This window comes from Nocardiopsis codii, assembly GCF_036327455.1.
Lineage (GTDB): Bacteria > Actinomycetota > Actinomycetes > Streptosporangiales > Streptosporangiaceae > Nocardiopsis > Nocardiopsis codii.
This window is the reverse complement of the sequence record NZ_JAUZMY010000045.1, coordinates 1-24,700: the sequence shown is the minus strand read 5'-3', so window position 1 is coordinate 24,700 and position 24,700 is coordinate 1. Positions and strand designations below refer to the sequence as shown.

At 71.9% G+C, this 24,700-nt stretch carries 36 protein-coding genes; 5 read left to right on the top strand and 31 right to left on the bottom strand.

All coding sequences use genetic code 11. The annotated features are described in order from the left end of the window. Nucleotides 1-48: 48 nt before the first annotated feature. Genes Q8791_RS29075 through Q8791_RS29030 form a run of 10 tightly spaced genes read right to left on the bottom strand, consistent with a single transcriptional unit; the run spans nt 49 to nt 4,860 of the window. Nucleotides 49-540 (bottom strand): hypothetical protein, encoded by a 492-nt coding sequence (locus Q8791_RS29075; RefSeq protein ID WP_330095043.1) that lies wholly within the window; start codon nt 538-540, stop codon nt 49-51. Continuing rightward, nucleotides 537-983, bottom strand: coding sequence for a phage tail tube protein (locus Q8791_RS29070; RefSeq protein ID WP_330095042.1), 447 nt, complete (start codon nt 981-983; stop codon nt 537-539). The genes Q8791_RS29075 and Q8791_RS29070 overlap by 4 nt, the downstream gene beginning before the upstream one ends. Nucleotides 984-995: 12 nt before the next feature. Next, complete coding sequence (locus Q8791_RS29065; RefSeq protein ID WP_330095041.1) at nt 996-1,445, bottom strand: minor capsid protein; 450 nt, start codon at nt 1,443-1,445, stop codon at nt 996-998. 4 nt (nt 1,446-1,449) lie between these two features. Further along, on the bottom strand, nt 1,450-1,806 hold the full coding sequence (locus Q8791_RS29060) for a hypothetical protein (protein WP_330095040.1): 357 nt from the start codon (nt 1,804-1,806) through the stop codon (nt 1,450-1,452). Then, on the bottom strand, nt 1,803-2,126 hold the full coding sequence (locus tag Q8791_RS29055; RefSeq protein WP_330095039.1) for a hypothetical protein: 324 nt from the start codon (nt 2,124-2,126) through the stop codon (nt 1,803-1,805). Before Q8791_RS29055 ends, Q8791_RS29060 begins: the two co-directional genes overlap by 4 nt. A gap of 2 nt (nt 2,127-2,128) precedes the next feature. Further along, entirely contained in the window at nt 2,129-2,515 is a 387-nt protein-coding gene (locus Q8791_RS29050) for a hypothetical protein (protein ID WP_330095038.1), read from the bottom strand. A gap of 2 nt (nt 2,516-2,517) precedes the next feature. Further along, entirely contained in the window at nt 2,518-2,781 is a 264-nt protein-coding gene (locus Q8791_RS29045; RefSeq protein WP_330095037.1) for a hypothetical protein, read from the bottom strand. Nucleotides 2,782-2,794: 13 nt separating this feature from the next. Then, nucleotides 2,795-3,184, bottom strand: a complete 390-nt coding sequence (locus Q8791_RS29040; RefSeq protein WP_330095036.1) for a hypothetical protein — start codon at nt 3,182-3,184, stop codon at nt 2,795-2,797. A gap of 2 nt (nt 3,185-3,186) precedes the next feature. Next, on the bottom strand, nt 3,187-4,182 hold the full coding sequence (locus Q8791_RS29035) for a major capsid protein (RefSeq protein WP_330095035.1): 996 nt from the start codon (nt 4,180-4,182) through the stop codon (nt 3,187-3,189). 12 nt (nt 4,183-4,194) lie between these two features. After that, complete coding sequence (locus Q8791_RS29030) at nt 4,195-4,860, bottom strand: hypothetical protein (protein WP_330095034.1); 666 nt, start codon at nt 4,858-4,860, stop codon at nt 4,195-4,197. Nucleotides 4,861-5,025: 165 nt separating this feature from the next. On the opposite strand from Q8791_RS29030, the gene Q8791_RS29025 reads away from it, so the two are divergent. Beyond that, on the top strand, nt 5,026-5,709 hold the full coding sequence (locus tag Q8791_RS29025) for a hypothetical protein (RefSeq protein WP_330095033.1): 684 nt from the start codon (nt 5,026-5,028) through the stop codon (nt 5,707-5,709). 68 nt (nt 5,710-5,777) lie between these two features. Beyond that, nucleotides 5,778-6,203, top strand: coding sequence for a hypothetical protein (locus Q8791_RS29020; protein WP_330095032.1), 426 nt, complete (start codon nt 5,778-5,780; stop codon nt 6,201-6,203). 1 nt (nt 6,204) lies between these two features. Here the strand turns inward: Q8791_RS29020 and Q8791_RS29015 are convergent, their stop codons facing one another. From Q8791_RS29015 to Q8791_RS28915, 21 genes are all read right to left on the bottom strand, one after another. After that, complete coding sequence (locus Q8791_RS29015; protein ID WP_330095031.1) at nt 6,205-6,486, bottom strand: hypothetical protein; 282 nt, start codon at nt 6,484-6,486, stop codon at nt 6,205-6,207. Nucleotides 6,487-6,497: 11 nt separating this feature from the next. Then, nucleotides 6,498-6,695 carry a hypothetical protein gene (locus Q8791_RS29010; RefSeq protein ID WP_330095030.1) on the bottom strand — a complete coding sequence of 66 codons (198 nt, stop codon included), beginning with the start codon at nt 6,693-6,695 and terminating at the stop codon, nt 6,498-6,500. A gap of 10 nt (nt 6,696-6,705) precedes the next feature. After that, the gene (locus Q8791_RS29005; RefSeq protein WP_330095029.1) at nt 6,706-9,990 is read right to left on the bottom strand and encodes a phage minor capsid protein; all 3,285 of its coding nucleotides are present in this window, start codon (nt 9,988-9,990) and stop codon (nt 6,706-6,708) included. A gap of 15 nt (nt 9,991-10,005) precedes the next feature. Continuing rightward, on the bottom strand, nt 10,006-11,598 hold the full coding sequence (locus Q8791_RS29000) for a phage portal protein (RefSeq protein WP_330095028.1): 1,593 nt from the start codon (nt 11,596-11,598) through the stop codon (nt 10,006-10,008). A 4-nt stretch (nt 11,599-11,602) separates the two neighbouring features. Then, nucleotides 11,603-12,136, bottom strand: coding sequence for a hypothetical protein (locus Q8791_RS28995; RefSeq protein ID WP_330095027.1), 534 nt, complete (start codon nt 12,134-12,136; stop codon nt 11,603-11,605). 10 nt (nt 12,137-12,146) lie between these two features. Beyond that, nucleotides 12,147-12,320, bottom strand: a complete 174-nt coding sequence (locus tag Q8791_RS28990) for a hypothetical protein (protein ID WP_330095026.1) — start codon at nt 12,318-12,320, stop codon at nt 12,147-12,149. A 10-nt stretch (nt 12,321-12,330) separates the two neighbouring features. Continuing rightward, the gene (locus tag Q8791_RS28985; RefSeq protein WP_330095025.1) at nt 12,331-13,614 is read right to left on the bottom strand and encodes a PBSX family phage terminase large subunit; all 1,284 of its coding nucleotides are present in this window, start codon (nt 13,612-13,614) and stop codon (nt 12,331-12,333) included. Between the two features lie 16 nt (nt 13,615-13,630). Further along, nucleotides 13,631-14,335 (bottom strand): terminase gpP N-terminus-related DNA-binding protein, encoded by a 705-nt coding sequence (locus Q8791_RS28980; RefSeq protein ID WP_330095024.1) that lies wholly within the window; start codon nt 14,333-14,335, stop codon nt 13,631-13,633. A gap of 51 nt (nt 14,336-14,386) precedes the next feature. Then, nucleotides 14,387-14,620, bottom strand: coding sequence for a hypothetical protein (locus tag Q8791_RS28975; protein WP_330095023.1), 234 nt, complete (start codon nt 14,618-14,620; stop codon nt 14,387-14,389). Next, the gene (locus tag Q8791_RS28970; RefSeq protein WP_330095022.1) at nt 14,617-14,841 is read right to left on the bottom strand and encodes a hypothetical protein; all 225 of its coding nucleotides are present in this window, start codon (nt 14,839-14,841) and stop codon (nt 14,617-14,619) included. Before Q8791_RS28970 ends, Q8791_RS28975 begins: the two co-directional genes overlap by 4 nt. Next, on the bottom strand, nt 14,838-15,731 hold the full coding sequence (locus Q8791_RS28965) for a hypothetical protein (RefSeq protein WP_330095021.1): 894 nt from the start codon (nt 15,729-15,731) through the stop codon (nt 14,838-14,840). The genes Q8791_RS28970 and Q8791_RS28965 overlap by 4 nt, the downstream gene beginning before the upstream one ends. Nucleotides 15,732-15,864: 133 nt before the next feature. Then, entirely contained in the window at nt 15,865-16,095 is a 231-nt protein-coding gene (locus Q8791_RS28960; protein WP_330095020.1) for a hypothetical protein, read from the bottom strand. Continuing rightward, the gene (locus tag Q8791_RS28955) at nt 16,086-16,643 is read right to left on the bottom strand and encodes a zinc finger domain-containing protein (RefSeq protein ID WP_330095019.1); all 558 of its coding nucleotides are present in this window, start codon (nt 16,641-16,643) and stop codon (nt 16,086-16,088) included. The genes Q8791_RS28960 and Q8791_RS28955 overlap by 10 nt, the downstream gene beginning before the upstream one ends. 11 nt (nt 16,644-16,654) lie before the next feature. Further along, nucleotides 16,655-17,134 (bottom strand): hypothetical protein, encoded by a 480-nt coding sequence (locus Q8791_RS28950; protein ID WP_330095018.1) that lies wholly within the window; start codon nt 17,132-17,134, stop codon nt 16,655-16,657. A gap of 715 nt (nt 17,135-17,849) precedes the next feature. Beyond that, the gene (locus tag Q8791_RS28945) at nt 17,850-18,107 is read right to left on the bottom strand and encodes a WhiB family transcriptional regulator (RefSeq protein WP_330095060.1); all 258 of its coding nucleotides are present in this window, start codon (nt 18,105-18,107) and stop codon (nt 17,850-17,852) included. Nucleotides 18,108-18,373: 266 nt separating this feature from the next. Then, nucleotides 18,374-18,943, bottom strand: coding sequence for a crossover junction endodeoxyribonuclease RuvC (locus Q8791_RS28940; RefSeq protein ID WP_330095017.1), 570 nt, complete (start codon nt 18,941-18,943; stop codon nt 18,374-18,376). Nucleotides 18,944-19,005: 62 nt separating this feature from the next. Then, the gene (locus Q8791_RS28935) at nt 19,006-19,209 is read right to left on the bottom strand and encodes a hypothetical protein (RefSeq protein WP_330095016.1); all 204 of its coding nucleotides are present in this window, start codon (nt 19,207-19,209) and stop codon (nt 19,006-19,008) included. After that, on the bottom strand, nt 19,206-19,823 hold the full coding sequence (locus Q8791_RS28930) for a hypothetical protein (RefSeq protein ID WP_330095015.1): 618 nt from the start codon (nt 19,821-19,823) through the stop codon (nt 19,206-19,208). Before Q8791_RS28930 ends, Q8791_RS28935 begins: the two co-directional genes overlap by 4 nt. Further along, entirely contained in the window at nt 19,820-20,776 is a 957-nt protein-coding gene (locus tag Q8791_RS28925; RefSeq protein ID WP_330095014.1) for an ERF family protein, read from the bottom strand. Before Q8791_RS28925 ends, Q8791_RS28930 begins: the two co-directional genes overlap by 4 nt. Continuing rightward, a complete protein-coding gene (locus Q8791_RS28920) occupies nt 20,773-21,039 on the bottom strand; it encodes a hypothetical protein (protein ID WP_330095013.1) in 267 nt (88 codons plus the stop codon). The genes Q8791_RS28925 and Q8791_RS28920 overlap by 4 nt, the downstream gene beginning before the upstream one ends. A 321-nt stretch (nt 21,040-21,360) precedes the next feature. Next, entirely contained in the window at nt 21,361-21,567 is a 207-nt protein-coding gene (locus Q8791_RS28915; protein ID WP_330095012.1) for a helix-turn-helix domain-containing protein, read from the bottom strand. Between the two features lie 191 nt (nt 21,568-21,758). Between Q8791_RS28915 and Q8791_RS28910 the strand changes: the two genes are divergently transcribed. From Q8791_RS28910 to Q8791_RS28900, 3 genes are all read left to right on the top strand, one after another. Next, entirely contained in the window at nt 21,759-22,271 is a 513-nt protein-coding gene (locus Q8791_RS28910; RefSeq protein ID WP_330095011.1) for a helix-turn-helix domain-containing protein, read from the top strand. Between the two features lie 178 nt (nt 22,272-22,449). After that, on the top strand, nt 22,450-22,884 hold the full coding sequence (locus Q8791_RS28905; protein ID WP_330095010.1) for a hypothetical protein: 435 nt from the start codon (nt 22,450-22,452) through the stop codon (nt 22,882-22,884). An 80-nt stretch (nt 22,885-22,964) separates the two neighbouring features. Beyond that, nucleotides 22,965-24,668: a recombinase family protein gene (locus tag Q8791_RS28900; RefSeq protein WP_330095009.1), complete on the top strand. Its 1,704-nt coding sequence runs from the start codon at nt 22,965-22,967 to the stop codon at nt 24,666-24,668. Nucleotides 24,669-24,700 lie beyond the last annotated feature (32 nt).

Below are 24,700 nucleotides of genomic sequence, written 5' to 3'. Positions count from 1 at the left end.
TGCCGTATTCGCGCTCGAAGTCGGCGAGGAGCAGACCCCACCGGGTCGTCAGCGCTTTGAAGAACCGCTGCGCTTGCGCTTGGGCGAGCGCGTCGGGCGGGTCGCCGCGCTCATCTTGCGGGCTTTTCCCTCGGCGGCCTGGGCGACCTCGGCGGCCTCGGGGAAGGTCATGGAGTACGGCTTACGGACGTTCGCCGCACCCCAGATGACGAGTACCTGCAAGTCGTCCAAGTCCAGGTCGTCTTGCCACTCGTCGAGTGCGTCGTCGCCGTACAGCATGGCGACGAGCTCCCGCAGGATCGTAATCGTCTCGGCCTCGGTGGTGCCGGGGGAGCCGAGCCGGTGCATACGGAGCTCGAACCCGATCGGGAGTTCCGCGGGGAGGGTGACCTCCTCGCCGAGGATCACGGTCGTGACCGCGGCCTCGGCGCGCTTGGCCGCGCGGCTCTCCCGGTAGTCGTCGAACGTCCCGAACCCGTCCGGCGCCTCGGCGGCGTCGTCCTGGTCGTGCTCGTCGTACTGGTCGTCGATCTCGGTCACGGGGTCACCGTCTCTGTCTGCTCGGCGCCGGTCCGGCGGAGCGTCGCCTCGAAGCTGGTCATGTCGTTGTTGCCGCCGCCGCGGCTACCGAGGGACACCCACGCGTCCCACAGCCGCCAGCTGGTTTCCGTCGAGTGCCGCCACCGGAAGCTCGTGACGGCGTCGTAGACCTTGAGCTTGGCGAGCGCCTCGATGCGGCCTTGTCCGGGCGCCTGCGCTCCGGCGGTCATCTCCCGTAGGCCGGTGAGGGTGAGGGCCTCCCCGCGCTGCATCGGCAGGCTCTCCGCTTCTCCGTCGCTGTTGAAGTCGCCGGCGTCGGTCTCCTCTTCCCCCTCGGCCGGGTCGGATTCCCACTCGGTCAGTCCTTCGACCGCGAGCCATGTGGGTTCGGATTCGCCGTCGCTGATCTCGAAAATCCACGACCGCGCCGCAACCTTGGGCATGGGATCCCTCCTCTACTGTCTGTGCGCTGTGGGCGCGTCGATGATGAGCCGGTAGCTCTGTACGTGGTGGTGGCGCCGGTTGCCGTCGATGCCGACGGCGGTCGCGTCTGCTTGCATGGCGACGGCGAGCACCAGGTGTGTGCCGTCGGGGAGCTCGACCCCGTCGAGCCCGTGCAGCACGTCGTAGATGGCGCGTAGGAGCGCCCGGGACACGGCCGGATCGGCAGTGCCGCGGGCGCGGATCTGCACCCGGTGCTCGTCGGCACCCGCCTGTAGCGAGTCCGGTTCGGGGCCCTGGTTGTAGCTGGTGAGCATCACCGCCCGGTCGGGGCCGGCGGGGATCACGTCGAGCGCGATCCCCACCTCATCCGGCCCATACGGTGACCCGTCGGGCCGGTAGGACAGGCCGAGGGCGAGCTCGTCGAGTGCGAGGTAGGCGGCGAGCCCGGACAGGAGCGGCACCGTCTCACCCGCCCAGGGAGCGCCGGACCTCGGCCGCGTACAGGGCGAGCATGGTCTCGGCCTCCTCCTCGAAGGGATTTTCGAGGTATCGGCTGGTGCGGCCGGGGTCGTGCTGCCACGTGTCTTCCTGGTGTTGCCGGGCGGCGTACTCGGTGTCGTAGGAGACGGCCGCTTCGAGGCTGGACTCGTCGACCGAGGCCACGCCGGAGCGTTCGAGGGTCCCCTCTTCGATCGGGACCCGCTGGCGGGACGCGCCGAGCAGGTGCTCGCCAGCGACGCCGAGACCGCGCGCCTCCCCCGCGCGCGCCTGTCCGAGCACGCGCCCGGTGGACAGCCGGGTCTTGACCCGGACCTTCATCATGCGAGCACCACCTCTGTGTGTTGCCATCCGCCGAGGCCGGCGTCGTCGTGGCGGTGGGCGCTGATCACCCACGTGACCCGGCCGGTCGGCAGGGTGACGCGGGATCCGGGCGGGTAGTGGGATTCGGTGGCCAGGCGTCCGCGGAGCGTCGCCTCGGACACCACCTCGGCGCCGGATTTGTCGCGGACCAGGCGCCGTTTCTCGTCGACCTGGGCGCGGACGCGCACGGGCGGCCCGTAGGCGTCCCCGTGCGCCCCCGATCCGAGGTACGGCTCGACGTCCACCCGGTGGCGGAGTAGGACGGCAGGGATCTCGGCCACGGTCACCCCCTCACTCGGACGCCGCGGCACAGCCCGGCGGTGCGCAGGATCCGGACCGCCCGGGGCGCGTGCCCCATCGGCCCCGGGCCCCCGGTCGCGCGCACGTAGGAGGCGCCGCCCAGGGACGCGGATGACCACTGAGACCCGGCGCCGGTCCGGTCCCCGGAGTCGTCGATGTACACGGCCTGTGCGCAGGTGGCACGGGCGAGCGCCTCGGCGACGTCGGGATCGGTCGGCATCCCCGCGGCGTCGACGGCGTACCGGGCGGACAGGAGTAGTTCGTCGACGACCTCGGACGCCTGGTCGAGGAGCTGCTCGGCGTCCTCGGGTACCACCGCGGCGGGGCCCAGGAAAGCGCCGAGGTCCTCGACGGTGGCGTACCGGCGCACGGCTACCCGCCCGCCCCGGCCGTGCCCGCGGCGTCGGGCACGGGCTTGGTGCGGGTGGACTTCGCGGCGGCGGCCCGCTCGGCGCGCTGGGCGTCGAGCTGCTCGGCGACGGTCGGCCGCGGGTCGGGGGAGTCTGCGGGCTCGTAGCCCTCGGCGACCTTCCGCCAGTTCGGGGACTTCTCCAGGGCGGGCAGGTCGCGGGACCGGTAGGGGACGTGTCGGCGCTCGACGGCGGTCCCGTCGACGACGCGCTCGAAGGTGGGCACGATCAGTCTCCTGTCAGGGTGCGAGGTACCCGGCGGTCCGCAGCGACGCGAGAAGCGCGTTCACTGTGGCGGCGGGGTCGTCGGTGGCGTCGGGCACGGCCGCGGCGGCGGGAAGCCGAGCCGCGGCCAGTACGCCGCTGGTGATCTTCGAGGCGGCCAGATTCGGTACCCGGGCGACGGCGAGCGCCCCCGTGGTGATGTCGGCCGCGTCATGGGTGTGTGCGGCCTGGGCGGCGCCGACCGCCGGAGCGTCGAGGGCGACGTCGCCCGACTCGTCGGGGGTGACCCCGTTGACGGTGGCCACCCCGCCCCCACCCGCGCCGCTGGCGGTGGTGGGGAGCGGGGAGCCGGGGCCGACCTCGACCAGGGCGCCGCTGGCATCCCGGTAGTGCAGAAAGCCCATGGCTACGCGGCCACCTTGATGTTGCGGAACACGCTCGCCGCGCGGGTCTGCTTGAGAACGACCGCCACGGGGCCGAGCTCGACCTCACCGCGCTTGACCGCGCCGGACGTCGAGAAGTCCGGCGCCCACTGGCGGACGATGCTGCCCCCGGCGGTGGTGACGGCGTGGAAGCCGTCGAGCCCGAAGCGGACCGCGTACAGGTCCGAGACGTTCGTCGCCTCGGCGCCGTCGACGGTGCGCGCGCCGACTTCGACCACGGGGTCGTTCGATCCGGCCTTGGCGCCCAGGTCCCGGAAGGGCACCCCAGCGTAGTTCTCGACGGTCCGGCCGAACGCGTCCTCGGTGCGCGAGTAGTACCCCGCGGCGCGCGCCATGCTGCGAAGCCGCGCGATGGTCTTGCCGTTGCCCATGATCGCGCCGGGGGTGTCGTCCATCAGGCCGAGCCACTCGTCGATCGCGTCGAGCGCCTGCCGGGCGTCGACGTCCGACGCGAACGTCGACCAGTCGGTCACCCGGTCGGGCCGGTACTCGGTGGAACTCCCGGAGAGCGCGGAGTTGAGCCCGTCGAACCCGGTCGCCGCATCACCGGTACCGGTGCGCTCGCCGTTGATCACCTGGTCGGAGAAGAACGCGCGCGTGCTCTTGATGACCTGGGACGTCTGGAAAGCGACCTCATTCGACGCGGCCGGGCCCAGGTTGCCGAGCACCCGGTCGACCGAGTAGCTACCGCCGAGCGGGGACAGGTCGACGGACACACGCTCACGGGTCGCGGCGGCGTCTTCGTACTCGGTGTTGTACTCACGGAAAGCCGCGGGGCGCTCGGTGGCCAGCCGCGTGTAGGTGTACGTCAACGTGGCGCCGCCCCCGGCGGGGTTGACCGCGTCATCGAAGGTGAGGCTGTCGAGCAGGAACGAGCTCTTCCGGAACTCGTCGATGACCTGCAAGTCAATGTGGTCGGTGGTGTTCTTCTTGGCCTCGGCCAGTGTCACGGGAGCCATGCGGCGCCCCTCCTATCGAGTGGTGCCGCTGTAGAAGGCGGCGTAAGCGTCAGTGAGGTTCTCGGGGACCGCGGGGGCGCCCGGCCGGCCCGCGGGGTCGGAGCCGCCACGCGCGCCCACGCCCGGCGCCTGGCCGGGGTCGGGGACGGCGGGGACGGCGAGTGCGGGGTTCGCGGTCACGGCCGCGGTGATGGCGGCGCCGAGCGCGGTCTCGTCGGCGGGGTCGAGCTCGGCGACCGCGGTACGGAAGCTCACCGAGTCCAAGAGCCCGGCCGGCCGCGCCCCGTGGTCGGCGGCGACCCGGTAGACGGTCGCGGCGAGCGTGGCCGCGCGCGCCTGGTCGCGAGCGGCGTCGCGCTCACGGGCGAGCTCGGCCGGGTCCGGGCCCTGGGCGTCGCCCTGGTCGCCGCCGTCCGCGCCGAATCCGAGCGCCTTGACCAAGTCGCGCTTGAACTCGTCGACGGCCGCGGCCTTGGCCGTGGTGCGTTCCTTGGCGGCGTCCGCGCGCGCGTCCCGGATGACGGCCTGTGCCCACGCGGGGAGCGACTCGACGTCCTGGGCGGTGTCGGCCGCGGCGGGTTCGGCCGGCGCCCCGGCCTGCTCAGCGGGGGGCGGGTTGGTGGGGGTGGTCCCCGGGGTCTGCCCGGTGGGGCCGGTGGTGGGCGCGGGGTCGGTCATGGTGGGTCGCCTCCAGGGCGGTTGGTGGGGTCCGGGGCCTGCCCGGACATGACGACGGCCCCGGGCAGATGCCACGAGGCCGAAAAACTTTGAGTGCTAGGTTGACAAGGTTTCGAGGGGAGGTTACTTTGAATGCAAGCCACTCGAAGTTTCTAGGGAGACACCATGGCCGCTCAGCCGCTTCTCTTCGACATGACCCCCTACCTCCCCAAGGAGGGCACTCTCCTGGGAGCCATCGACGACGCCCAGGCCGAGCAGCTCGCCGAGATCGAGCGCGCCGCTGCTGAGCTGGCCGAGGAGATCGCGGCCGAGGAGGAGCAGGCCAAGCGCGACACCGCGGGCATCCGCGCCATGCTCACCGCAGACCTCCCCGCGGGGGCGGCCGACCGGTGGGCGTCGGGGTTCACCACCAACACCGCCGAGGAGATCGTCGAGGAGCCCGCGGTCGTCGAGGAGGACATGCGGTGCACCTCCGTCCTCGGAGGCGCCCACGTCCACCTGCTCAACGATGCACTTTCCCCCAGCGTCATGCCACTGTGCGATACCGGAAGCGGACAGCGCCGCATGACCCGCTACGCGAAGACCACCGCGCCGCTGTCGTGCCCGTCATGCCTACGCATCGAAGCACGCAAGATCGAGAGCACCGGCTCGACGGGGGCGCCCGCGGTCGACGTCGATGCGCTCCGGATGTCCCCGAAGGTGCGCGCCCTGGTGTCCGATATCGCGGCGGGCCCGTGGCACTACCAGACCCGTAAGGGAGCACTCGACCGGGAGCTCGTCACCGACATCACGGCGACCGCACTGACCGCGTTCGGCGAGCGTGTCCGCGCGGCCCTCCTCGTGGAGTAGTCGCACCCCACCAGCCCCGGCCGGTCGGCCGGGGCCCACCCGTGTCAGGAGACGACAGAATGGCCACCATGGCGACAGCAGACCACTACCCGGCCATCCCTCGGTACGCCGGTACCGCAGACGTGGCGCGAGCCCTCGAAGTGCGCACGCAGACCGTGACGAACTGGCTCAACCGGTACCCGCCGACCAGCTCGCACCCGTGCCCGGCGCCCGACGTGATCGTCGGCGACGTCCTCGGGTGGGAGGAGAAGCGCCTCCCGGAGTGGGTGACGTGGCGGGCGGGGATGCCCGGCCGCGGTGCCGGGGGCGGTCGGCCGCGCAAGACCACCGAGCAGGAGCCGGACGGGCCCCCCGCCAGCGGTACCGAGCTTCTGCGGAGAGCCTCCCAGCAGAACCCGGAGAACAAGCTTCTCCGCGGTCTGGCATTGGAGATGGAAGCGGTCGAGCGCGCCGCCAAATCCGCGCGCGCCGAGTGGCGCCACGCCGAGGAGTAGGTCAGGCGACCGCGTCGTCAGGCACAGGGGGAGTCTCCGGCACGGCCGGGGGCTCCCCCTCGACCGTCACGGGGTAGGGGATCGACGCGACCGCGCCGAGGAACACCGCCACCTCGGTACCGTCGGGGCCGGTGGGTTCGTAGATCGGGCCCGTCGGTGTGAGCGGAACCGGCCCGCCCAGGAACGGCCCCGCCTCGGCGGTAGTGGTCGGGTCGGCCGACCAGGCGCCGTCTGCCCACGTGACCCAACGGTCCGGGTGCCCGCGGCCCGGTCGGGTGCGCACGGTCCACATGGTCACCCCTCCCCGTCGCTGTAGTCGATCGGGAGCGGCCGAACGCTGTCGTACCCTGCCTGCCACAGCCCGAACAGCGCGCGCGCCTGTGGGGGCGCGTCGGCCGCGGGCGGGTGCGGGCACGTGCCGCGGGTGTCGCCTCGGCGAGCCGCCGCGGCCCCGTCCGCGCGGGCCCTCATGAGCTCGGTAGCGACGCCCACACCCCACCCCCTACCTGTTGTAGTCCTGTGTCGGGTCGCCGCCTCGGCCGGATTCGATCTCGGCGACGAAGTCCTCGAACGTCAACCTACCGTGCTGATCCCACCACTGCCGGAGCTCTTCCGAGGCCCACCTCTCCGCGCGCGCCCGGGGGCCGCTGAACAGCGTTTCAGGGTCGATCCCCCGGCGCTGTCCCTCGGCGGTGAGCAGGTACCCGTTCGTGGCGTGCTCGGCCGACACCACCTGACGATGCACGTACAACCGGTATTGCTCCCGGGCGATCTCCCGGAACGGCCGGCGGTCGTCGTCGCCCACCCGGTGGACGCGCACGTACTCCTGTCGGCGGATCTGCTCGACGGTACGGCCGAGGACCTCGGCCGCGGCCTCCTCCCACGACCACCCGTCCTCCTCGACCAGGCGCACGATCTCGGCGTACTGAGCCTGCTCCCGTGCCTCCCTTCGCAGTCGGGCCGCTTCCCGGCGCCGCTCGGCGGCCTCGGCCGCGGCCCGCTCGGCCTCGGCTCGGCGCTCGACCTCGGCCTCCAGCGTGGCGGCCTGGTCCATGTCGCCGTCGGTGAACGCGGCCATGAGCCGCTCGCCGAGCTGATCGTCGGAGAGCGATTCGAGGGGCGGGTCGAGGAGCTCGACGCGCTCGGAGCGTTGCAGGGTGGCGAGCGCGCCGAGTACGAGCCGGACCCCGTCCCGGTTGGTGTACTGGATATGCCCTCGGCCCCAGACGTCTTGCACGCCTGTTTGGAACAACTCCCAGGACTGCCGGGCGGGCGCGGTGATGTCGCGGCCCTCATAGGTCTTCCCGGCGTAGGGGTTGCCCCAGTCGTCCGGGGTTGCGATCTCGTTTTCCCGGTACCCGGCGTTGCCGGTGATGTCCCGTAGCCGCTGCCACGGCTCAAGGTCACCGTCCGCCCCTGTCGAGGCCCGGCGCACAAGCGCGAATTCGAGGTACGTCAACCCGGGCACGTGCTGTTCCATGCGGTGCCCCTGCTCGTGCACGGTGGTCTCGTGCGCGTCGGACGCGAGCGCCCCCGTGTAGTGGTACCCGCGGTCGTCCATGGCCATGACGTCGCGGGCACCGTCGCGGCCGGCGCGGAAGTACTGCCGGTCGGACTGGACTAGGTCGAGCGGCCCGGCCGCGTCGGCGAGCTGTAGCCACCTGGTCGGGTAGAACGCCTCGGCGGCGCGGATCTGGTCCTCGGCCGAGTCCGGTACGGTCGCGTCGACGTCGCCGAGGCGCTGCTCGTGCCCGCCCAGGTCGACGACCGAGGCGAGCACGGTGCGGATGATGTCGGACTCTCGCCGGGCGACCGCCCGCCGCGCTTCCGCTTTCTGGTCGGCGCCCGCCTGGTCGAAGCGGGCGCGGAGCTCGGCGAGCTCGGTGTCCTCGGCCATGACCCGCTCGGCGTCGCCGAGGAGGTGCTCGCCGACGTCGAGCACGTCGGACAGGTGGCCGAGGAGCTCCGGCGGCGGCATTCGGGTTCCGCGGCTGTCGGTCGGGTAGGTGGTGCGGGTACGCCACTCCAGCACGGGCCGTAGGTCGTCGGGGATGTCGGCGGGGTCGACCTGGTCGTACTGGTCGCGGATCCGCTCCCACTCGGCTTTCTGCTCAACTGCTTGACGGGCGCGCCGCGCGTGCGGGCCGGTCGCCTCGGCGAGCAGGTCGCCCCGCCGGGCGTGCGGGGTGCGCTTGCGCCGGAATTCCTCCTCCATCTCCTCTGTGCGCTGGGCAAACCGGGTGATCTCCGACCAGTACAGGTCTTGGGCGCGCCGGATCAAGTCGTCGACGTCCCGGTACCGCTCGACCGGGAGTACGGCCTCCCACGCCTCGGCCGAGGCGGGGAGAGACTCATACACGGCGTTGATGCGCTCCCGGGTGGTGTCGCTGGCGGTCCGGCGCCGGGCGCGCTCGGCCTCCTCGGCCGCGCGCTGTTCGGCCTCGGCGCGTTCACGCTCGGCCTCCTCGGCGGCCTGGTCGAAGTCGAGTTGCCCCTCGACCTGCTCGTCGGCCTGGTCGCGTGCGGGCTCGTCGTCCTGGGCGGTGCGGGTGCGGCGCACCTGTACGCCCCCCGTCCCGTCAAGGGTCGGTTGGACGTCGGGGCCGATCGGGTCGACCGCGTCGGGTTCCTGTCCGCGGGGCGGGGTGGACCCGGCGCCGAGCTGTTCGCGGTAGCGAAGTCGTTTCAGGTAGCGGTGCTGGGCAAGGTGTTCGCGTAGGGCTGCCTGCCGGGCGCGCACGGTGCGGCGCGCGACCTGCTTCGCCTCGGTCGTGAAAGCCGCGGCCTCGACCTCTTTCGCCTGACGGATGCGCCGCTCAAGGTGGCGTTGGTGCATCCGGGCTTCGTACTGGGCGGGCGCCGGTGTCGCCTCGGGGAGACGGGTCACCCCGGGCAGGTACGCGGACATGCTGTGTCGACAGTTCGGGTGCCACAGTCCGGCGCCTCTTGCGTGCATCACGGACCCGGCGACGTCCACCTCGACCATGACCCCGTCGCGGGTGGCGTGCTCGACACGGACCGTCCCGGCCGCCCCGGACACCCGGTGGAGTACACGCCCTTCCCACGGCGAGCAGAGCGGGCATTCCTGGGTGTGGGCGGAGATGTACACCAGGTTCACGCCCAGGGCGGCGAGCCGGTCGTCCTGTCCGGTGACGGCGGCGCGGGTCGACGCGGTGCGCACGGCCATCTCAACGTAGGAGTGCAGTCGCCAGCGGCGCGCGGCCCGGTCGGTGAAGCCGGTGATGCCGCGCTGGACAAGCGCGGACCATGCGGCCTGTGAGGCGTGCCGGCGGGTCTGCCCGGCGGCGAGCATCCGCGCCGTCCCCCCGGCGACCGCCGACCGGTAGGCGTCGAGGCTGTCGCGGAGAATGTTGCTGGTGACCTGCCCGACGTCGCGCACAATCGCGGTGGCGAGCGCCTCGATAGCCCCTGTCTGCGGGACCTCGACGCGGGCGGCCTCGGCACGCGACCCGATCCCGGACGCGGGGAACCACTGATCGGGGATGTCGGACAGGGCCGAGCGTGCGCCGAGGCGCCACGCCGCGGCCAGACCCTCCCGGATCGCACGCGACCCATCAGCCTGCAACCCCGCCTGGATCACCTCGACGGACCGGCGTAGGTCGCCGAGTGCGTCGAGGCGCATCTCCCCGGCCGACGCGGTGGGTGCCCCCGGGTACCGGTTCAGGTGGCGGGTGATCTGGGCGACGAGCGCGAGCTCGCCCTCCCGGTAGATCGCGGCGACCTGGGCGACGATGTCGTCAATGTCGTCGGGGTCCACACCAGGCACCGGGCACCCCCTCGGCTACACGGCGGCGGGTTCCTCGGCGTCGTCGCCCTGGGCGTCGTCGAGCTGGTTCCCGGCGGCGTCGGCGCGCGCCCACGGGTCGGCCTCGGTGGTGGTGTCGGCGCGGATCCGCTCGACCTCCTCGGCGACCTCCGGCTCTGCCCACTCCGGATGAAGCATGGACACCTTGGCCCACGTCGAGATCGCGCCGGCCGCGTCGAGCAGCTGTAGCGTCCGCGCCTGCGACTCGGGGTCGGTGGCCACGACGGGGCCGAGCTCGACGGCGGGCATGACCGGCTCAACACCCGTGTCGAAGACGGCCGCGTCGAGCGCGAGCAGGGCTTGCAGGATCCGGCGGAGAGCCGGTTTCCAGTACATGGCTTTGCGCGCTCTGGTCGTCATCGACCGGCGCTCACGGGCAACGACCTCGGTCGCGGTGACCGCGGCGTCACCGGCCTGCCCGAACGTCTGGGCGCTGTAGCCACAGGAGCGAACCGCGGCGACCGTGAACGCCTCCAGCGACTCCCTGTGCTCGGCGACCCTGATGCTGAACTGGTTGATGGTGAGCCCGCCGCCGTCCGCGCTTCCCGGCGGCATGTTGAGCTTCTCGTAGAACTCCGTAGCGGCGTTGAACCCGGCACCCTGTCCGGGGCCGAGGTCCTCCAAGAAGTCCGGTGGGATGAAGACCCGGCCGGCGCCGAGACGGAGGTCGCGGAGCCACGACGTGATGGTGCGGTCGACGCTGTCGAACAGCCCGTACACGGGGGCGGCGAAGTCGCTGCGGCCGTGGTAGCCGCGGTGGGCGCGGTTCGGCCTCATGTTGGGGATGTGCGTTGCCGTGAGCAGCCCGATACCGGTCATCTGTCGGCCGGTCCCGCCCGTGAGCGCATCCAGGTAAGCGGCGTCCGGGTGTTCGGTGAACGGCACCCGGTGGCCGAGGTTCGAGCTCGTGCCCTCACAGAGCCGGTACTCGATCAGCCCGTCCCCGCCCTCAACGGCGTGCCGCTCAAGGAGCCGGAGCACGACGTCGCCGACCCTGGACAGCTCCCGCCAAAAAGTGACCTCGGTCAGCATCCCGTACCGGAAAGTGGGGATGGCCTGGTCTGCGGACCACGGCACGACCAGGGGGCGGCGGACAAGGCTGGCATCCCACGCGAGCGCGAGGTAGCCGTCCCCCAGGGCTGCGGCGAGCTCGGCCGCCTCCAACAGGCGCATATGCAACCCGCCATCCTCGACGAGCTCGTCGAGGCGGTCTTGGGTGACGGTCCGCTGTGAGCGGGTGCCCGTCGCGGGCGCCCCCTCGGCGGCGACCGGGTCGGCCTCGACGGTGAACACGGGCGGCTCGGCGAACAACAGATCAGCCGAGGTCGACGCGATGTCTCCGGCGAGCGGGACATGCACCCGACGCTCGTGCTCGTCGAGGGGCTGCGGCTGTGACCAGAGCACAGCCTCGGCCGCGGCCCGGTCGTCGGCGCGCTGCACACGCGTCCCGTAGTAGCTGGCGAGACGGCGACCGTCCCCCTGATACCAGACGTCGGCCTCGACCATGTCCGCGTACAGGGGCGCCACCGACAGAGGCGGCCACGCGGTGTCATCAGCGGGGAGCGCCACGGGTTCACCTCCCTTCGAGCGGGGGCGGCATGTCGCCCGCCAACACGGTCACCTCGGCGGGTGCCGTGACCCGGATGGCGTGCGGGGAGCGCCCGCCGGTCTGCACGCACACCGACGGGTTCGCGCACACGTAGGCGGCACTCCCGCCAGCAGCGCGCACGCGGGTGATGATGTCGGCGGCGTCGGGCAGGGTGCCGTTCCACGGGGCGGTGCGGGGCGGGAGCGCGGTCGGCCGGCGGCGGCGCCGAACGCGCCGAGGCTTGGCCTCTTCCTGCGGGGCGCGGGTGGCGGCGATACGGGCCCGGTCCTGGGCGCGGGCGCCGTCGTCGTCCTGGGCGTCACGCTCGGCCGCGGCGTCGGCGCACCGGTTGAGCCGGACGGCGTGCTCGGCGGCCCTGGCCGGGCACGTGTGCACCCCGTGGTACACGGGTCGGGTGGTGTGCGCCTCGGTCACGTCCCACACGGTCGGCCGTCCGGGGCGGGCGGCTTGCAGGTGCGGGGGGAGGGTCCGCGCGCGGACCACGTAGCGGGTGTGCACGGGTCTCCTCCTACGGCTTGAGTAGGGCGGCGAGGTTGAGCCACCGGTCGGCAATGTGGGTGTGGCACTCGGCCTCACCCACGGTCACGTCGGGACGCGACGCGGTGCGTAGGCACTCGGCCGCGGCGGCGAGCGCCTGCTCGAACGTGGGCGCCTCGGCGGCGTCTGCGGTGGGGGTCGGCACGGGGTGTCTCCTATGCGGCGAGATCGAGGATGGGCAGTCGCAGGACGGCGCGCCACTGCCACGCCGAGGAGTAGAGGGCGTACCGCAACGCGTCGACGGAGTGGTCGTCGACCTTGATCGGCCGGTCTTCGCCGCGCTCGGTCCATGCGGGGTCCCACGAGTAGCCGGGGAGCTCGGCGAGCAGCCCGGTACAGGAGCGGTGGACACGCAAGCGGTCTTGGCCGAGGAGGCTGGATACGGCGCGGATCCCGTCCAAGACGGTGTTGTCGGCCGCGGTGACCGAGGAGACCTTGTCCGACCACAGCTGTGTCATGAAGCTCGCGGCCGAGGGGTCGACGTAGATGCGTTCGGGCCGGACACCTCGTGCCGGCGCCCGGTCGGGGCCGGTGATCTCGTGCGGGCGCGGGACGTGGGCGAGCCACTTCCGGAGCTCGGCGGAGTACTCGGCGTCGGTCATCTGGCGGCGCGCGTGCCTGCTGTCGTGCCGGTACTCGGCGGTGACGTACAGGCGGCGGTCGGCGCCGACGCCGATCAGGAGACCGGCGAACGGGTTGACGGTGCCGTAGTCCACCCCGGCGGCGAGCCACCGGTCTATCGGCGGTAGGGCGTCGACGACGTGGCGGTCGTCGTCGAACATCTCGTACACGGCACCCTCAGCGAGGCACCATTCGCCGAGCACGAACCGGCGGTGCCAGAGTCCGACGTACTGCCGTTTGAGCCGCTCGGCGAACCCCTCGGGAAGCCCCGGGTTGTCGTCAAGGGTGAGGTGCCAGTGGCGGAGACCGATCTCGGCCCCGCGGAGTAGGTAGTCGCGGCGTAGCCAGTGCCGGGGTCCGTCGGGGTTGGTGGTGGCGAGTAGGCGCGCGTCCCGCACTCGGAGACGGGACAGGAGCATTGTCCAGAACGACTCTGGGATGAGGGTTGCCTCGTCGACGTAGGCAAGTGCGATGGTCGCGCCGCGGATACGTCCCTCGGCGCGTGCGTCCGAGGCGCCGACCAGGTGCACGGTCCGGCCGAGGATGACGGCCGTCGTGCTCCCGGTGGTGTGGTGGACGTGCGCGGCGATCGGCCCGAACAGCTCGGGGCTCTGCAACACGTCGAGGAGGTTGCGCTCGATCGTCTGCAACGTCCTACCGCACACGACGATCAGGCCGGTACGGGGCGCCCGGGTGATGAGGATCAAGAACGCCAGCAACGACGCGATGGTCTTCCCCGACGCGACCGCGCCGGACCACACCGCAATCTGTGGGGTGGACAGCGCCCCCGTGATGGATTGCAGCTGGATCGGGGACATGACACCTGCGAGCCGGTCAAGCATCTCCGGCCCCCTCGGCGTCGTCGCCCTGGGCGCGGGCGGCCTCGGCCGCGGCCTCCTCGGCGTCGACGAGTGCTTGCCCGGTGACGGTCGCGAGGGTCTCGCCGAGGCGGTCGAGCATCGACGCAACGTCCTGGGCGCCGTCGGTGGCGTCGAGCTTCTCAAGTTCGACGTGGTCTCGGATGGCGGAGTGGACGGCCGCGAGGATCGTGCGCTGTGCGCCTACGGGCGGCTGTGGGAGAGAGACCTCCGACCACACGTTGTCTTTCCCGCCGAACTCGCCGTGTGTGTACGGCTTCCACAGGAGCGCGCGGAGCTTCTCGGCGTCGCCGAGGAGCTCGGTGGAGAGCTGGGCGCGGCGGGCGGCGAGCTCGGCGCGGGTCGCGGCGGTGTCGGCGACGCGCGCCTCGGTCGCGGCCTCGGTCGCCTTTCGGTCGAACGACTTGCCCGCGGCGTGGATGATGCCGGACACGGTCGAGCCGGACATGTCGAGCTCGCGCGCAATCCTGTTCCGTGTCCATCCCTGGGCGTGGAGCTCGCGGGCGCGCGCGCGAGTGGCGGGATCGACCGGTCGACCCCGGCGGCGCTTGGGCTTGTCGGCCACACGAGCACACCCCCTGTGACATGGGAAAGGGCCCCGACCGGGGAGACGAGATGGACGGCCGGTCGGGGCCCTGGGTACAGGTGTGGCGCTGCACATGATGATGACACGGTCGACCGGTCGATCACCCGGTCGGCGAGTCGGTATGTGTCATTTTTCGTGCTGGGCGATGCCTCGGCGGTCGCGGGGGACCCGGCGGAGGGACTCGGCGAACCCGTAGGCGCCGAACGCGGTGAGGAGCGCGCACACCACGGCGGCGGCGGTCCACCACCACGCGTCGAGGGTCCACAGCCACACGCCCAGACCTGCGAACACGGCGGTGAGTACGGCGCCGAGGGTGGCGCCGGCGGGGTCGCGGCGCGGGGTGGTGGTGGGGTCGGTCATGGGGTGGTCTCCTCGGTGGTGGGCGGGTGCCAGCGGTCGCCGAGCGCCCGGTGTACGAGCATGGCGCGGATGGTCGCCCACGGTGGGCGGGTGCCTGTGGCGCGGGCGTGGTCGAGCCACTGGTCGACCACGTGGTCGACCACGTGGTCGGGGAGTCCGTAGGCGGCGCCGTCGGCGTGGGCGCGGGCGTGCTCGACGACGTCGACCAGGGCGGCGCTCACGCGGTGCGGCCCGGGGCGGTGGTCGACCAGCGGGCGGCGCGGACGTCGCCGAGGCGGAACCGCGGACTCGGCGCCGGGGGCCCGTACAGGGGGGGTTCCCCGGGGCGGGTCGAGCGGACGGCCGCGCGGGGCGGCGCCCAGGACGCGCGGGCGATACGGCCTCGGCGGTGCCACTGGGCGATCGTGTGCCGGGTGACGCGCTCGCCGAGCTCGGTCATGATGCGCGCGGCGTCGGCGGCGGTGTGGTGGGTGTCGTCGAGGCGGCCGAGGTGGTCGGCGCGGCCCTGGGCGACGTCGACCAGTCCCTCACAGTCGGGGGCGCGGCATCGGCCGGCGGTCGACCCCTGTCGGGTGTACACGGGGTTCCCGCAGTCGGGGCAGGCCCCGGCGAGGATGGACGGTGAGGGGAGGTCGACGGCGGCCTCGGCGGCGCGGATGATCGCGGCGAGCTCGTCGAGGAGCTCCCCCGCGTAGGGCATCCGCCGGATGTACGGCACGTTGGCGGCAAGCCACTGGGCGAGCGCCGAGGGGTGCGCGGCCGGCGCCCGGGTGCCGAGCACGGCGGCACAGGATCCGTGTCGGGGGAGCGGGTCCCCGGCGCACCCGTGGCAGACCGGGCCGAGGACGCGGCCGGGCGGCATGGTCCGGGCGACCAGGCGTACCCAGGTTGAGAACGTGTCGACCAGGGCGCGGCCGAGGTCTACGGCGTCGGTGTCGACGGGGAGCGGGTAGGAGTCCGAGGGTCGTCCGATGGTGTCGGCCGAGCGGGTGAGACGAGTCTGTCGGAGCGCGGCACGGTGAAGCTCGGCGCCGAGGGCGAGCTCGACGACGGCCCGGAGTGCGGCGGTGAGTCGGCCGGTGCACAGGTCGCACAGGTGCGCGCTGGTCATCTCCGGGCATTCCTCGGTGGTGCATCGTCCGCCCATGCGGCCCCCTCGTCTCGGCTGTGGGCAGGATTCCAGGCGGGGGCGCGCAACGAGGCGCCCGCGGCACGGTATGTGCCGCGGGCGCCTGTGATGTCGACTACTGGTCGTCGGGGTCGGGGAGGTCGGCCCCGGTCCATTCCTGGTGGGCACCGATCAGGACGTCGCGCACGGTGCTGTCGTCGTTTCCCCGGTCCCCGAGGTGGTCGTCGAGCCAGTCAGTGAAAGCGGTGGCGGACGGGGTGTGCAGGAAGTTGCTCGCCCATGTGTGGATGTCGTCCCACGTGACGGCGTCGAGGGCGTCGTCGGTGGCGGGCTGGTTCAGGTCCATGGGGTCTCCTGTGCGTCGAGCTCGGCGCGGGCGGCGTCGAGGCGTGCGGGGTGGTATCCGGCGGTCAGGGAGCGGCGGGAGCCGGGGGCGCGGCAGGGTCGGCCGGGGCCCATGCGGCACCCGACCAGCGGGCAGGGGACGGCGAGCGCGGCGCGGCGGCGCACGTACCCGGGGCCGCGTGCGGCAATGTACTCGGCGGGCGGCTCGGTGCCCTTCGTGGGGGCGGAGTCGAGCGCGCGGGACACCGTGCGGCCGTCGGCGATCTCGCCGAGGAGCTTCCGGAGCTGGGGACCGTAGTCGCGGGCGTCCGGGTCGGCCGGGGGCAACGCGAGATCAGCGGACCGCAGACGTTCGGCGCGCACCCGCTTGACCCGGGCGCGGATGTGCCCCGGCTTGATCCACTCGACCGAGTCGCCGTAGTGGGCGACCACGGCATCGAGGGCGTCGGTCGGGTCGAGATCCCCGATAGCGGCGAGCCACGCTTCGAGAACGAGGGGATCCGGACGGCGATTGTCGAAAGCGGCGGCGCGCGCTAGAACACGCTTCATGTCGGTTTCGGTCATGCGACGTGCCACGGGGGCACCTCCTGTGCGGTGGCGGCGGGTAGAGCCATCTGGGAGCCGTGCGGGGTGCCCTGGGCGTTGTCGAGGCCGAGGGCGAGCCATCCCTCGGCGCGCTCGGACGTGACCGACCGTCCGGTCGAGGCTGGGGCCGGGTACCGGGACCCCCCGCCCCCGAGGTGCCTTTGGTGTTCGCGGCGCATCCAGTTGCGCCATGTCGCGACCCAATCGAGCTTGCGGCCCCGGGCGCCGGGCACTCCCCGCCAGTAGTCGACGAATGACTCGTGATCCGACCAGCCGCATGACGGGGCGCTCTTGGACGCCCATGTGCGCATGGCGTCGGTGATCTCGAAGTCGTCGGGGATCCGGGTGCCCCTCGGTGCGGCCTTGGGCTTGTCGGGGTCGGTGATCGGGTCGGTGTACGCGGCGGGTAGCTGTGGCTGGTCCGTCTCCGACGCGACAGCGGCGGCTTCCCCCACACCCCCTACAGACGTAGGGGTAGAGGTGGGTACGGGTCGGGACGGGTCGGGACGGGTCGGGGGATTCGCCCCCGATTCGGGTAGGGCATCGGGTGCCCGATCGGGTGCGCCGTCAGGAGTGCGCAGGTCACCGGTAGCGGCAGCACCGGACCCGACAGATTCAGGGGTGGGGACCCGATCGGACCCGATCGACGCACCTCCCCCCGCGCGGCCGTGCGCGGCGTCGGGTCGGCGTCGGGGCGACTCGCCCCCCGACTCCCCACCCCGATCGGTAGAGCGATCGGGTACCCGATCGGGTGCGGGATCGGCAGAGCACCACGGACACGACGGGTCCACCACACCGCGGCCGAGGTGCCACCTCCTGTGGTTGCCGAGCTTCCCGGCGGCGGCTTGCTTGTCCTTCGCAGCGCGGGACTCCTCGGCCGACGGGTTGTAGTCCTCCCAGTCGTGGAACCGGTACCCACCGGACCTGTCGGACTCCCACAGCCCGGCGACGACGAGCTCGTCGGCGAGCGCCTCGGCACCGGGCAGGAGTCGCGCGAGCGCGTGCCGGGGGATCACACCCCCTGTACGGGCGCCGGACGACCAGGACCCGGCCACGACCCACAGGCCGAGCGCGGCCGGAGACGCGGCGAACACCTTCGGGTGTGTGCTGAACGCGTCATCTACGCGGAACCACACGTGCGGCCTCCTCTCGTTTGGTGGGGTACCGAAGTCACGCGGCGTCCTCGGCGACCTGGGGCGGGGCGGTGGCCCGCCCGCGGTTGAACGCGCGGGCCCGCTGGTCGGGGGACAGGCCGGCCCAGATACCGTCAGCCTCTTCGCGGATCAGCGCGGTGATCAGGCACTCACGGCGCACCGGGCACCGGTCGCACGCCGCACGGACGTCGGTGGACACGGGGCCGAGCGGGAACCACAAGTTCGGCGTCCACCCCGGGGGGAGGTCGCGGCACTCCGCGGACTCCTCCCACACAGGGGCGGGTAGAGACACGGCGCCGGTCACCACGTCAACAGCAACGCGGGTCGCCCACCGGTACCGGGCGCGGGTGGCGCGGGCACGGGCCGACTCCCCGGTACTCGCGGCGACGCGACCGCGCGCGGCCGGCGGGGGGCCGCCTGCGGGGCGACCGACCCGATTCCACCGCACATAGCAAGCACGGACGTACCCCTCACGTCCTCGGCGCTCACCGACGCGCCCACACCCACAGGCGCACGTCACCGTGATCGGGGCGGGCCTGGTCACAGGATCACGCCCTGTCCGGTCTCCGGCCACGTGATGCGGTCGAGCACGGCACGCTGTGCGGCCGGGAGCACCGCGGGCGGGTGACCGAGGTGATCGGCGCCCATGGCGGCGATCCACCACGCGTCGACCTCATCCTCGGACAGCTCCAACCCCGTGCGCTTGTACAGGGCAACCGCCATGGTCGACTTGGCGGCCGTCCCCGACCCGGTGGCGTACTGCTTGACCTGACGAACCCCGACCAGGGCGAGCGGGACCGCGCGGCGTCGGCAGGCGAGCCGAACTGCGCCGGAGATCTCGGCGAGCCGGTGCGCCGCGGATCCCTTGGCGCCGGGGGCGTAGTCCTCCAGCACGGCCAGACCCGGCCGGTACCGGTCGAGGAGCACCTCGACCATGTGCGTCACCACGTCGAGGCGGTGCATGTTGTCCTCGGCCGTCCGCTTCTCGCCAGCGGCGGGCGGCGCGGTGATGGTGCCCACGGCGAGGATCTCCCCGGCGTGCAGCACGGCGTAGCCGGACTTCACAGCGGCGAGATCCAGCCCCAGGACGGGGCGGGGGACTTCAGACACGGGGTGTCCTCTCATGGGACCGGCCGCACGCCACACGGGGCGTGCGGCCGGTAGGGGATGGATCAGGAACGGGCGGGCGTCTGGGCGTGGATCAGGCCGCGTAGGTCGCTGATCCGCTCGGCGGCGTCGGAGAGCAGCGCGTCGAGCTCTCCGAGGTCCACCGGGGCGCCGGACAGGCGGCCAGCGTCGAGCCGGAGCGCGGCCCCGATGTCGGCGCGGACCGCGCCGAACAGAGCGGCAGTCGACGCGGGGGCGGAGACGCTCACTGGTCGCCCCCCGCGGCCTGGGCGCCGTCGGCCGGGCCGGTGATGGCGGAGAGAACTCCGCCCATCCCGGCGAGCGCCCCGGACCGCCACGCGGCGAGCACCTCCTCGGCCGCACTGTCCGACGGCGTGTACGAGAACGCACCCGTGGCCGCTGGCCGGTCGATCTCGGCGACCTTGTGCAGCTCTCCCGTCGACTCGTCGACGAGCTCGCCCTCGGCCGTCAGCTTCTTCTTGAGCTGGTCGCGGTAGGAGTCGTAGACCTCGGTGCGCACCATGTCCGGGCGGTGCTGGAGAACCCAGAGGACGAGCTCCGGGTCGCCCAACACGTCGGGGTTGACCCGGTCCACAAGGTTGTGTGCGGCGGTGCGCTGCACAAACTCCGTCAGTGCGGGCCCGTTCCACCGGACCACCGGGGACGCGTCGCGGATACTGATCCGCCCCACCTCAGCGCCGGTGGGGAGCTGCGCTTGCATGCTCTTGACCCCGGCCGCGCGCAACCCCTTGAACTCCGATTCGGCGGACGCGCGGACGGCGGACGTCTGGGCCTTGACCTGATCGCCGATGACGCGCATGACGGCGACGGCGGCCCCCGGCGTGATCTCTGGCTGTGTCACTGGTTCTCTCCGGGCGTGTGGTTGGCGGCGATGCGGGCGGCGCGGGCACGGAGCGCGGCGAGCTGGTCGTCATGGGCCGGGCCCGGCGGGATCACCGACCGGGGTGCGGGCGCCGGGTTGTGGTCGACCATCGGGACAGCGGGCGGCCCCTCGGCCGCGCGGTCCTGGGCGGCGCGCACCTGGTCGGCCGTCGGCGCGTCGGCCGTGGGCGGGTCGGCCGCCTCGTCGACCGGGGGCGCGTCCTCGGCGTCGAGCTGGGCGGCGCGGGCGTGCACAGCGTCGGCGACCCGGTCGGCGGTCGCCTGGTCGATACGCCCCTCGACGAGCGCGGGGCGGATGGCGGCCCACACAGCGGACAGGTCGTCACGGGACCGGGCGGTCTCGACCCGGCGCCGGGCCTCGGCGACCCACTCGGTGTCGACCTCTGACGGGGCGCCACTGCCCCGGGCGCCGTCGGTCCCGCGGGTCGGCATGGCGGCCCGCGCGTCGTCGTCCTCGTTGTGTGGGGCGGCGCCGGTCATGGCGAGCAGGCAGTAGCGGCGCGCGTAGGTGATCGCCGACCCGATCGCCTGCGGGTTGCCCCCGGCCGGGAGGGGGTAGAGGCCCTCCTCGCGTTCCCCGGACACGTGCACCAGGGCGTAGGCGAGCAGGAAAACGCCATCGACCAGGGTCGGGCGGGTGGTGAACGACAGCCCGACCGAGGCCAACACCGGTAGGAGTTCCTCGGACACGTCGGCGAGATCCGCGTAGCTGTAGGAGTAGCTCCCCTTGTCGCTCTTCACGTTCGCCGTCTCGCCCTTGTGGATGCGGGGGAGCTTCCCCTGTAGGGCGACCAGGCCCTCGGCGAGCGTCGCGGTAGGCCAGACCACAGGGGCGACCTCGACCGACGCGGGCGCCGGGGCGACCGCGTCGGGCACGGACAGGAACACGGGCGCGGTGGCGGTGGTGGTCACTGTTCCCCCTGTCGCACGGCGCGCATGATGGCGTCCGTGCCGCCCGTGGCGCGACCGAGGCTGGTCTCGGCCTCGATCAGCTGGGCGACGAGCTCGGTGCGCTCGGACCGCAGGCGCCGCACCTCGGCGCGGAGTCGGCGAGCGCGGCGCATGACCAGTAGGAGGGACTCGGCACCGAGGAGGTATCCGAGCCACGTCGCCGCGGCCATGCCCACGGCCATGAACGCGGGGAGAAGGTACTCGGCGAGCTGGGCGGCGTTCACAGGGTCACCACCGGGGCGGAGGAGGGGCGGCGGGTAGAGTGCTTCACAGGAATGCGTTCCTTTCGGGGCCCCCGCGGGCTTGGTCGTCAGGCGGGGGCTCTTCTTATGCCGCGTGGTGCGCGGCGGGGCGGGGGATGCGGGCGGCGCGCGCCTCGGCGCGGTGACGGCGAATGAGCGCTTCGAGGTCGTCGACCGACGGCCCACCGGGGATGTGCGCGGCCTCGGCCGCGGCGCGGGGCGACAGACTGTCGCGGGCGATACGTCCGGCTCGCAGCGTGCGGGCGGCGGCGGCGCGAACCTCTGCCCACGGCCGGGGCGCCCTCACGCCGCGTCCCGGATGATGGCGGCGGGCTTGACGCCGAGGGCGGTGCTGATGCCGTACAGGACCCGGCGAGAGGGCCGCCGTCCGCGCTGTCCGCGCTCGATCTGGCCATAGTGCTGGGGGCTGATACCGGCGGTCCGGGCCACGTGAGCTCGTGTGTAGCCGAGCGTCTCCCGGAGCGCGACCAGCGTGTTTCCGTTGATCATGGGGGCGACACTACGCACCACTACGCACACTACGCAACTCAAATCCCGCAAAGTACGCACACTTCTACGCAGGTGTCTACGCACTCTGGGGCCATGAAACCCTTACTACGCGCGGAGTGTGTGCGTACTACGCGCGTATAAATTCGCGTCAAAGTCGTACTGAAGTGCGTAGTAGTGCGTACACTGAGCGGATGCCCTTCCCCACAGAAGAGACCGCGGAGAGCAGGCGTGCAGCTGGCCAGCTCATACACCAGGCGCGCAAGCGCGACCGCCTCAGCCAGCGCGAACTGGCGAAGCGGGCAGGAATCTCCGAGACGTGGTTGCGCGGTCTTACCGTCGGCCTACGCGGAGAGGAGCCCCAGCGAGCTACCGACAGCATCTGGGTCGCGCTCGCGCACGCAACCCGCGTCGATGTTGGCGAGCTGTTCGCCACCCTCGGCCGCGCCGCGCCGGCCGGGACGTCGGGCGGCGACACCCCCACCCCTCCCGGCGACGCCGAGGGGAGCACCGAGCATGTGCTCGGGACGCGGGTTGGCCGGGTTGTCTACGAGATCGTCGAGGACATCGCGGGCGACGATGACCTCTCCGCCGAGGAGCGCGCCGAGCTAGAGACTGCACTCGCCGAGCGCATCCGCTCGGATTACACCCTGTTCTACGCGGCCAAACGCGAGGAGATGCAACGGCGTCGGGGGCGCGACGCATAGTCGCGCGAATGGTTGCCACAAGGGTTGACCAGAATCGGACAAAAGGTCGGTAAACCGTCACGGGGTGCAATACGACTCATGCGGAGAGCGATCACCATGTGTGAAAAAGTCCAGGTCAAGACTGGTGAAACAAACGCTTGTCCGATTAGCATGATCATTCACCCACGACAGGAGGACAATGTCTGTCCTAGACCAACCCCCCGACCCGGCCGGCCTCACGCTCCCCCCACCCGCACCCGGGCACACCCCTCCCCCCATCTCGTTCACGTTCGGCGACCTCCCCCGCCGTCAGGCGTACCGTCCCTACCGGCTCACCCTCCCCGACGGGAGCGCCCGGCACCTGGTCGTGTTCACCGAGGACCTCTACAGCGACCGACTCGAACACGCCTACCTCCGAAACTTGCACGGGCCCGCCCGCCTGGTCCTGTGGTCCGCACTACGCATCCCCAACCCCGATCTCGACCCGGTCGCCTACTCCCGGGCGCGATGGTGGCGCCCAGACACCCGCATCGACCGAGACCTCATCCGACGCTGTGAAGCCGCCGGCATGGCACACCCGTGGAATTCGGCGGCCGAGCGCGTCGGACCCCTACTCGGCCCGCCCAGGGCATAGGGCCCACGCGGCCCAGGGTGACGCTCCCGCGGGGGCATGGAGCGTCACCCCCACACCTGCCCCCACCGGAAGGACCCCCCATGGCGGTCGACTACGAGATCGACCTCGACGCCCTACTCATCACCCACCACGGCGACCCCGTCGGCCGGATCCCGATCATCGGCTATATCCGCGTCTCTACCGCCCGGGAGGACATGATCAGCCCGGAGATGCAGGCCGACGCGGTCAACGCGTGGGCGGCGTCCACCGGCCGTCGGATCGTCCTGTGGGTGGCCGATCTCGACCTCTCCGGCCGGACCCTCGCGAAGCGTCAGATCAGCGGCATCATCGACAGCATCGCTACCCGGTCAGCAGTCGACGGTGCCCGTCAGGTCGGCGTGCGCACGTTCGACCGCTTCGGCCGGAACCGCGCCGACAACGCTATGAACCTGTCCCGGCTGGAACGCGCGGGCGGTCAACTGCTTTCCGCTACGGAACAGGTCGACGCCGCAACCGCCATCGGGCGCTTCGCGCGCGGGATGCTTTTCGAGGTGGCGGCCCTGAAAAGCGACCTGATCGGGGAGGGGTGGCGGGAAGTCCATGCCTACCGACTCGCGCGCGGACTCCCCCACACCGGGGCGGCGAAGTTCGGATACGACCGACTCGGGCGCATCAAATTCGGAGACAAGTACGTCGTTGATCCCGACGACCCCGAAGAACGCTACGCGCTCGGCGACCTTTCCCCACAGCTGGGAAGAATGTTTATGGAATCAGCGGAAGGTGCGCCCACGATGCACCTTGTCAAATGGCTGCTTGAAGGTCGGATTCCAAGCGTCCTGGGGAATGTGGACAACTGGTCAAATAATGCAGTCCTTTCCATTCTGGATTCCGGATTCGGATGTGGCTACATCATTGCCCACAATCCGAAATGCGAAAGCCACGAACCCGACGGGGCTGGAAACTGCAAGAACCGTGTGGAACTGCCCGGGGCGCAACCGCACGTATTCGCAGACGACAACGAGCGCGACGACGTCTGGGACGCGTACAAGAATCGTCGACAGCAGGGGAAGAAACTCGGCCCCAGGGCCAAGGAAGCGAAATACGAAGCAACCGGTCTCATGCGCTGTCGCTGGTGCCACCGGTCCATGTCCGCGATACCGTCCCTGGGCCATGACCACCCCCCGAACTGGAGGTGTCTCGCCAGTCTGAACGGCGCGTGCCCGGGGCGACAGGTGCACGACTCACCCGTACAGGTCTCCGGCCGACAGGTCCTCTACGCCCTGTGGTCCCTGATCACCAGCGAGCGCGACCGACTCGCCGAGATCGCCGAGGCCACCGAAGCGCACAACCCCACCTCGGCGCCCGCGACCGACGCCGCAGCCGACGTGCAGAAGATCCAAGCCGACATCCTCGACACCCGGCGTCGGCTCGACGCGCTCACAGAGGCATACGCCGAGGGAGACATCCCGGCCGACTCCTACCGGCGCACCCGGGACAAGCACCAGGCGCGAGAGGCCGAGCTCGCCGCCCAGCTGGCCGAGGCCAAGCAGGCGCGCACTCGCGGACCCGAGGACCACGTCGCGATCATGGGGACCCTGATCGAGGAGTGGCCGACGCTGGCGGCGTGGACCCGGAACGCGATCTTGCGCGACCTGGTTGCGCAGGCCGAGGTGTGGCGGGTGTCCAGTGATGAGGCGTGGATCCGGGTCACTACCGCGTGGGGGACCGCTCACCTGTACCCGGCGGCCGGCCGTCTGACGTCCGACCAGGTGCGGGTGCTCCGAGATGCTCGCGTTCTCGCGTGACTTCTTGCTGGTGTTTTGGAGTCCCTCTTATT

Coding starts and splice junctions, on each gene's coding strand:
- Q8791_RS29070 (WP_330095042.1), bottom strand. CDS start 983: ATGCCCAAGGTTGCGGCGCGGTCGTGGATTTTCGAGATCAGCGACGGC.
- Q8791_RS29060 (WP_330095040.1), bottom strand. CDS start 1,806: ATGATGAAGGTCCGGGTCAAGACCCGGCTGTCCACCGGGCGCGTGCTC.
- Q8791_RS29040 (WP_330095036.1), bottom strand. CDS start 3,184: ATGGGCTTTCTGCACTACCGGGATGCCAGCGGCGCCCTGGTCGAGGTC.
- Q8791_RS29035 (WP_330095035.1), bottom strand. CDS start 4,182: ATGGCTCCCGTGACACTGGCCGAGGCCAAGAAGAACACCACCGACCAC.
- Q8791_RS29030 (WP_330095034.1), bottom strand. CDS start 4,860: ATGACCGACCCCGCGCCCACCACCGGCCCCACCGGGCAGACCCCGGGG.
- Q8791_RS29025 (WP_330095033.1), top strand. CDS start 5,026: ATGGCCGCTCAGCCGCTTCTCTTCGACATGACCCCCTACCTCCCCAAG.
- Q8791_RS29020 (WP_330095032.1), top strand. CDS start 5,778: ATGGCGACAGCAGACCACTACCCGGCCATCCCTCGGTACGCCGGTACC.
- Q8791_RS28985 (WP_330095025.1), bottom strand. CDS start 13,614: ATGTCCCCGATCCAGCTGCAATCCATCACGGGGGCGCTGTCCACCCCA.
- Q8791_RS28980 (WP_330095024.1), bottom strand. CDS start 14,335: ATGTGCAGCGCCACACCTGTACCCAGGGCCCCGACCGGCCGTCCATCT.
- Q8791_RS28975 (WP_330095023.1), bottom strand. CDS start 14,620: ATGACCGACCCCACCACCACCCCGCGCCGCGACCCCGCCGGCGCCACC.
- Q8791_RS28965 (WP_330095021.1), bottom strand. CDS start 15,731: ATGACCAGCGCGCACCTGTGCGACCTGTGCACCGGCCGACTCACCGCC.
- Q8791_RS28960 (WP_330095020.1), bottom strand. CDS start 16,095: ATGGACCTGAACCAGCCCGCCACCGACGACGCCCTCGACGCCGTCACG.
- Q8791_RS28955 (WP_330095019.1), bottom strand. CDS start 16,643: ATGAAGCGTGTTCTAGCGCGCGCCGCCGCTTTCGACAATCGCCGTCCG.
- Q8791_RS28915 (WP_330095012.1), bottom strand. CDS start 21,567: ATGATCAACGGAAACACGCTGGTCGCGCTCCGGGAGACGCTCGGCTAC.
- Q8791_RS28910 (WP_330095011.1), top strand. CDS start 21,759: ATGCCCTTCCCCACAGAAGAGACCGCGGAGAGCAGGCGTGCAGCTGGC.
- Q8791_RS28905 (WP_330095010.1), top strand. CDS start 22,450: ATGTCTGTCCTAGACCAACCCCCCGACCCGGCCGGCCTCACGCTCCCC.
- Q8791_RS28900 (WP_330095009.1), top strand. CDS start 22,965: ATGGCGGTCGACTACGAGATCGACCTCGACGCCCTACTCATCACCCAC.